The organism is Hyphomicrobium sp., assembly GCF_020852195.1.
GTDB lineage: Bacteria > Pseudomonadota > Alphaproteobacteria > Rhizobiales > Hyphomicrobiaceae > Hyphomicrobium_C.
This window is the reverse complement of the sequence record NZ_JADZBI010000055.1, coordinates 1-5,941: the sequence shown is the minus strand read 5'-3', so window position 1 is coordinate 5,941 and position 5,941 is coordinate 1. Positions and strand designations below refer to the sequence as shown.

5 protein-coding genes and 1 tRNA gene are annotated in these 5,941 nt (G+C 67.0%); 3 read left to right on the top strand and 3 right to left on the bottom strand.

Annotated features, from left to right (window positions below; genetic code table 11):
• From yidC to rpmH, 3 genes are all read right to left on the bottom strand, one after another.
• The coding region (yidC, locus tag IT540_RS04270) for a membrane protein insertase YidC (protein ID WP_291173762.1) at positions 1 to 1,429 on the bottom strand (1,429 nt) is incomplete at its 3' end.
• Between the two features lie 137 nt (positions 1,430 to 1,566).
• Positions 1,567 to 1,926 carry a ribonuclease P protein component gene (gene rnpA, locus IT540_RS04265; RefSeq protein ID WP_291173758.1) on the bottom strand — a complete coding sequence of 120 codons (360 nt, stop codon included), beginning with the start codon at positions 1,924 to 1,926 and terminating at the stop codon, positions 1,567 to 1,569.
• A gap of 53 nt (positions 1,927 to 1,979) precedes the next feature.
• On the bottom strand, positions 1,980 to 2,114 hold the full coding sequence (rpmH, locus tag IT540_RS04260) for a 50S ribosomal protein L34 (protein ID WP_291173754.1): 135 nt from the start codon (positions 2,112 to 2,114) through the stop codon (positions 1,980 to 1,982).
• Between the two features lie 342 nt (positions 2,115 to 2,456).
• Between rpmH and IT540_RS04255 the strand changes: the two genes are divergently transcribed.
• The 3 genes from IT540_RS04255 to IT540_RS04245 all read left to right on the top strand — a co-directional run bounded on the left by IT540_RS04255 (position 2,457) and on the right by IT540_RS04245 (position 5,861).
• Positions 2,457 to 3,953 (top strand): FAD-dependent oxidoreductase, encoded by a 1,497-nt coding sequence (locus tag IT540_RS04255; protein WP_291173750.1) that lies wholly within the window; start codon positions 2,457 to 2,459, stop codon positions 3,951 to 3,953.
• 143 nt (positions 3,954 to 4,096) lie between these two features.
• Positions 4,097 to 5,617 (top strand): HAMP domain-containing sensor histidine kinase, encoded by a 1,521-nt coding sequence (locus IT540_RS04250; protein ID WP_291173748.1) that lies wholly within the window; start codon positions 4,097 to 4,099, stop codon positions 5,615 to 5,617.
• A gap of 167 nt (positions 5,618 to 5,784) precedes the next feature.
• Positions 5,785 to 5,861: transfer RNA gene (locus tag IT540_RS04245), tRNA-Arg, on the top strand.
• The last annotated feature ends 80 nt before the right edge of the window (positions 5,862 to 5,941 follow it).

Here is a 5,941-nt window from a genome sequence, read left to right as displayed (position 1 = left end):
CCTTGTAGAGCGCGAAGAACACTGGGATCTGCACCAGGATCGGCAGGCAGCCCGCCAGCGGATTGATCTTCTCTTTCTGGTAGAGCGCCATCAGCTCTTGCTGCTGCTTGGCCTTGTCGTCCTTGTAACGCTCGCGAAGCTGCTCCATCTGCGGCTGCAGCTTCTTCATCTTCGCCATGCTCTCGTAGCTCTTGTTGGCGAGCGGGAAGAACAGCGCCTTGACGATCACCGTCACCGCCAGAATCGCGAGACCGAAGTTGCCGAGGAACTGGTAAAGCCAGTCGATCAGGTAGAACAGCGGCTTGGTGATGAAGTAGAACCAGCCCCAGTCGATCAGGAGCTCGAACTTCTCGATGCCGAGCTTCGCCTCGTAGTCCTCGATCACCTTGACCTGCTTGGCGCCGGCATAGAGGCGGCCCTCGACCTTCTGCGTGGCGCCGGCCGCGATGGCCTGCACCCCGAGCTGATAGTCGGTCCAGAACACCTCCTGGGAAGCTGTGCCGGGCCGCCGCCCGCGGAAGCTTCCCGCATAGGTGGCCGTTTGGTCAGGAATGAGCGCCGCCGCCCAGTATTTGTCGGTGATTCCGAGCCAGCCGCCGGTTTTGCCCTCGAAGCTCTTGCCGCCGCCGTCCTCGAGCAGTTCGCTGTAGGAGATCTCCTGCAGTCCGGCATCGCCGGGTACGCCGATCAGCCCCTCATGCAGCACCATGTAGCCCGATAGCTTGGGCGTGCCGAAGCGGTAGAGCCGCGCATAGGGGGTCAGAACCACGTCCCCCGTGGTGGCATTCTCGACCTCGTCCGAGACCGTCAGCATGTAGTGCTGATCGATCGCGATACTGCGGCGGAACTTGAGGCCCTGGCCGTTGTCCCAGGTGAGGACCACCGGCGTGTCGGGCGTGAGCTTGGCATTCGCGTCCGCCTGCCAGACCGTCTCCGCATCGGGCAGCGGGGCTTGGCTCCCCGGCGCGCCCTGCCATCCGAACTCCGCGAAATAGGCGGCCGGCGCGCCGAGCGGCGAGAACAGCACCACGTTCGGGCTCTTCGGATCCACGGTCTCGCGGTAGTTGACGAGCACGATATCGTCGACGAGCCCGCCCTTGAGCGCGATCGACCCCGTGAGCGCCGGCGTCTCGATCGGCACGCGGGCCGACCGCGCCAGCGCTTCCGTCCGTGTCCCAGTTGGCTGCGAGGGGATCGGTTGCGCCGTAGGCGTGCTTCCAGGCAGCGCCGTCCCCGGCGCGGCCGGCACGGCGGAGTCACCGCCGGCGCTCTTTCTTGCCTCCTCCTGAGCCAGCCGCTCGCGCTGTGCCTTCTCCTGCTGCGCCTTGATCTGCGGCCCCGCATAGAAGAACTGCCAGCCCAGCATCACCGCCATCGACAAGGCGACGGCGATGAGAAGATTCCTTTGATCGTCGGGGCGTTGGCTCATAAAGACCTCGGATGCCGCAGGACCGCCGTGAACGCCGGAAAGGCCCCGCAAATTTCAGACTGGCTCTCTTACAACCCGCACAACGCCCGTGGATATGGGCGATTTGAGCGCGGATGGGATCAACCCGGCTCCGAGCCTCAGGATTTTGCCGCGTTCGCCGCAGCGTGATGCACGCGTTGCAGGGCCCGTTCAAGGTCTTTCTTCAGGTCGGCGAAAGCCCTGTCGTAGGCCGCGGCACGGGCCACCAGCACGTAGTCGTGGCCGGGACGTGCGAGCTTCGGCGCAATCAGCCCGACGGCCGCCTTGAGCCGGCGCCGGATCCGGTTGCGGACCACGGCCCCGCCGAGCTTCTTCGTCACCGTATAGCCGAAGCGGATGTCCGTGCGCCCCGCCTCGGCCGCCGGACGCGTTTCCAGAACGAAAGAGGGCGTCGCAAACCGCGCGCCCCCTCTAAGTCTCAGGAATTCCGATCGTTTTTTTAGCGTCTCAAGGGCCACGACACGGTCCCCCGCTTGGCGGGCAACTGCCGCGCACCACGAGACGCTGAACACTAGGCCGAAAGACGCTTGCGGCCCTTCGCACGGCGGCGCGAGATGACCTTGACGCCGCCGGGGGTCTGCATGCGAGCGCGGAATCCGTGCCGGCGCTTGCGCACGAGCTTGCTCGGTTGATAGGTCCGTTTCACGGTCAGTACTCCAATCGAAGCCGAAAGCGAACGCACCTACCGACGGCGACATGCGCCATCCGGGGCGGTTCGGAATGGGATGCTGGCTTATAGGTTGCACGGCACCCGAAGTCAATTCTCGCCAATCGGAGCCGGGGTGGCCCCGCTCGACCGCCGGCTTGCGTCCGCAACCGGCTCCCGGGGGCATTTGGCACAGCAATTCCCCCAATAACATCATGGCCGGGCTTGACCCGGCTATCGTGCCGCATGTTACTCGACCTCGCGGCTGATGAGCGCTCCGCGGAGCGGCGCCACGCGCACGGACGGGGCCAGACACGGCCGTAATCGCAGGGGGCAATCGCCATGACGCAATCGAGGCCCGCATCGGTGACAGCGGAGGCCCGTCCGCAGGCTGCGGCTGAGCCTTCCGTCGCCCTGGCCGGCGAGCCGCTCGCGACCGACATCTGCGTCATCGGTGCCGGCTCCGGCGGCGTGGCCGTCGCCACCATGGCCGCCGCCTTCGGGCGCAACACGGTCCTCGTCGAGAAGCACAGGATGGGCGGGGGCGACCTTTCCGGATCCATTCCGTCCAAGGCCCTCGTCGCCGCGGCAAGGCGTGCGCACGCCATGCGCACGGCCGCAGCGTTCGGCATCGCCTCCGTCGATCCGCAGATCGACCATCGTGCCGTGCAGGGCCATGTCAAAGGCGTCGTCTCCGCCGTCGCGCCCAACGAGACGGTCGAGCGCTACACCGGTCTCGGCGTGCGCGTCATCCTCGGCGCCGGCCGCTTCCTGGACAAGCGCACCCTGATCGCCGGCGACTACCGCATCACCGCGCGCCGTTTCATCATCGCCACCGGCTCGTCCCCTGCCGTACCCGACATCCCGGGTCTCGACAGCTATCCCTTTCTCACCGGCGAGACGATCTTCGAGGTGGACCGCAAGATCCCGCACCTCGTCGTCATCGGCGCCGGCCCGATCGGCCTCGAGCTCGCACAGGCCCACCTGCGGCTCGGCAGCCGCGTTACGGTCATCGACGCCGCCCGCGCGCTTGCAAGCGATGATCCGGAGGCGACGGCCGTCGTCTTGAATGCGCTGAGCGCCGAGGGCCTCGATATCCGCGAGGACACGCGGGTGGAGCGCGTCGAGGGCATGTCCGGCTACGTGCGCGTCCACATCTCGGCCGCCCACGGCGCGGAGATCATCGACGGCTCGCACCTCCTGATCGCGACCGGACGCAACCCGAGCATCTCCGACCTCAACCTCGCGGCCGCTGGCGTCAAGACCGGGCCCGAAGGGATCGTCGTCAACGGCGGCCTCAGGACGTCGAACCGCCGCGTCTATGCCATCGGCGACGTCAACGGCGGCCCGCGCTTCAGCCATGTCTCGAGCCACCAAGCGGATATCGCCCTCCGCCGCGCCCTGTTCCGTCTCCCCTCCAAGTTCGATCCGATGCTGGTCCCCTGGGTGACCTTCACCGACCCCGAACTGGCTCACGTCGGCCTGACCGAGGACCAGGCCCGCGCCGCGAACAACAAGATCAACGTCCTGCGCTGGCCGTTCGCCGAGAACGACCGCGCGCACGCCGAGCACCAGACCCTGGGTCACATCAAGGTCGTGACGACGGCCAAGGGGCGCATCCTGGGCGCCACGATCGTCGGCCCCGCGGCGAGCGAGCTGATCCAGATCTGGGCGCTGGCCGTCGCCCAGAAGCTCCATATCTCAGCCGTCGCCGGCTATGTGGCAGCGCACCCGACGTTCGGCGAGATCGGCAAGCGCGCCGCTCTCCGCCATTACGCCGCCCTCCCCGCCAAGGCGAACGTCCGTAAGCTCATCGATTTCCTTGCGCGGCTTGGTTAGCGCCGCTGATCACCCCATATAGGACAAGGGTGCGAAGTCCTTGACCATGCTGCGCGGCGGCACCCTGCGCCCGGATGACAGGCAAGGCGCGAAATGCCAGAATCGGCGCACTGTGGGAGCGGGGGCCGCTGCTGCGAGTGAGCATGCCTCTTGATACGAACGAGCGTGTGATCGAAACGACGGAGAAACAGCCGTTGCCCGTCCTGCCGTGGCTGCGCGAGCGCGCCGCCGCGCTGAGGCAGGGGTGGCTGCGCATCGGCCTGCCCGCCAAGCTGCTGCTGCTGACGGCCGTCTTCGTCATGCTGGCAGAGATCCTGATCTTCCTGCCCTCGATCGCCAACTACCGCATCAGTTGGCTCAACGACCGCCTGACCGCGGCCAACGTCGCGGCGCTTGCCGCCGAGGCAGTGCCGGGCCGCAACGTGCCCCCCGCGCTCCGCAACGAGCTGACGCGCACCGCGCTCGTGCGCGCCATTGCCATTCGCCGCGGCGGTGCCCGCCGCCTCGTGCTGCCGCCGGTGACGGAGATCTCGATCGATGAGCATTTCGACCTGCGCCAGCCCGCCGACCTGACCATGGGCCAGGATCTGGCGCTGCGCCTGTCCCAGATCGGCGATGCCATCGCCCTCTTCTTTGCGCCCGACGACCGCGTGATCCGCATCGTCGGCTATCTCGGCCCGCGCTACGACGACGTGATCGAGGTGGTGCTGCCCGAGGAGCCCTTGAAGCGGGCCATGGTCAGCTACGGCATGAACATCGTCTATCTCTCGATCATGATCTCGCTGATCACGGCGGCGCTGGTCTACTTCGCCATCAGCGCGCTGCTCGTGCGCCCGATGATGCGCCTCTCCCGCAACATGCTGCACTTCGGGGAGAACCCAGAGGACGCGAGCCGCATCATCACGCCGTCGGGCCGCGCCGACGAGATCGGCACCGCCGAGCGCGAGCTCGCCCACATGCAGCGCCAGCTCACGCAGGCGCTCAATCAGAAGAACCGTCTCGCCCCGCTCGGCCTCGCCGTGAGCAAGATCAGCCACGACCTGCGTAACATGCTTGCCAACGCGCAGCTCATCTCCGACCGCCTGACGGCCATCCCCGACCCGACCGTGCAGCAGTTCGCGCCGAAGCTGATTGCCTCGCTCGACCGCGCCCTCAACTTCTGCAACTCATCGCTGCGCTTCGGCCGCGCCGAGGAGGCCGCGCCGCGCCGCGAGCTCATGCGCCTGAAACCGCTTCTCGAGGAGGTCGCCGAAGGCCTCGACCTGCCGCGCGAAGGCAAGATCGCCTGGACCGTCGACGTCGACGACCAACTGCTGATCGATGCCGATCACGAGCACCTGTTCCGGGTCTTGAGCAACCTGACGCGCAACGCCATGCAGGCCATCGAGAGCCAGGCCGGCAGGCCGGGCGAGATTCGCGTCAAGGCGTGGCGGGACGGCCGCAAGGTTTTCATCGAGATGTCCGACGATGGTCCTGGCGTGCCCGCCAACGCGCGCGAGCACCTGTTCCGCCCGTTCCAGGCCTCGACCCGGAAGGACGGCTCGGGCCTCGGCCTCGCCATTGCCTCGGAGCTGGTGGGCGTCCACGGCGGCAAGCTCGAGCTGCTCGACACCCCGATTGGCGCGACCTTCCTGATCGAGCTGCCGGACCGCTCGGTCCGCTGAGCGCCTGCCTACCGAAGGCCTAGCCGGAACCCTATCGGCTGTCGGCCTGCTCAAAGGAGACTTGCGCTCAGGGACCACTCATATTAGGAGTGGCGGCCTTGCTAGCCGCGGGCGGCACCAGCCCCCACCGGCTCGTGCCGGCCTTGTTCCGGCTCCGACAGCAAAATGCGCCCGTAGCTCAGCTGGATAGAGCACCAGACTACGAATCTGGGGGTCAGAGGTTCGAATCCTTTCGGGCGCGCCACTCCGCCGAATGCACGATTTCCTTCGATGCGCTTCGCCAGGTTACACTGAACGAAAATAGCCATGGTAGCGCGGGCGGTG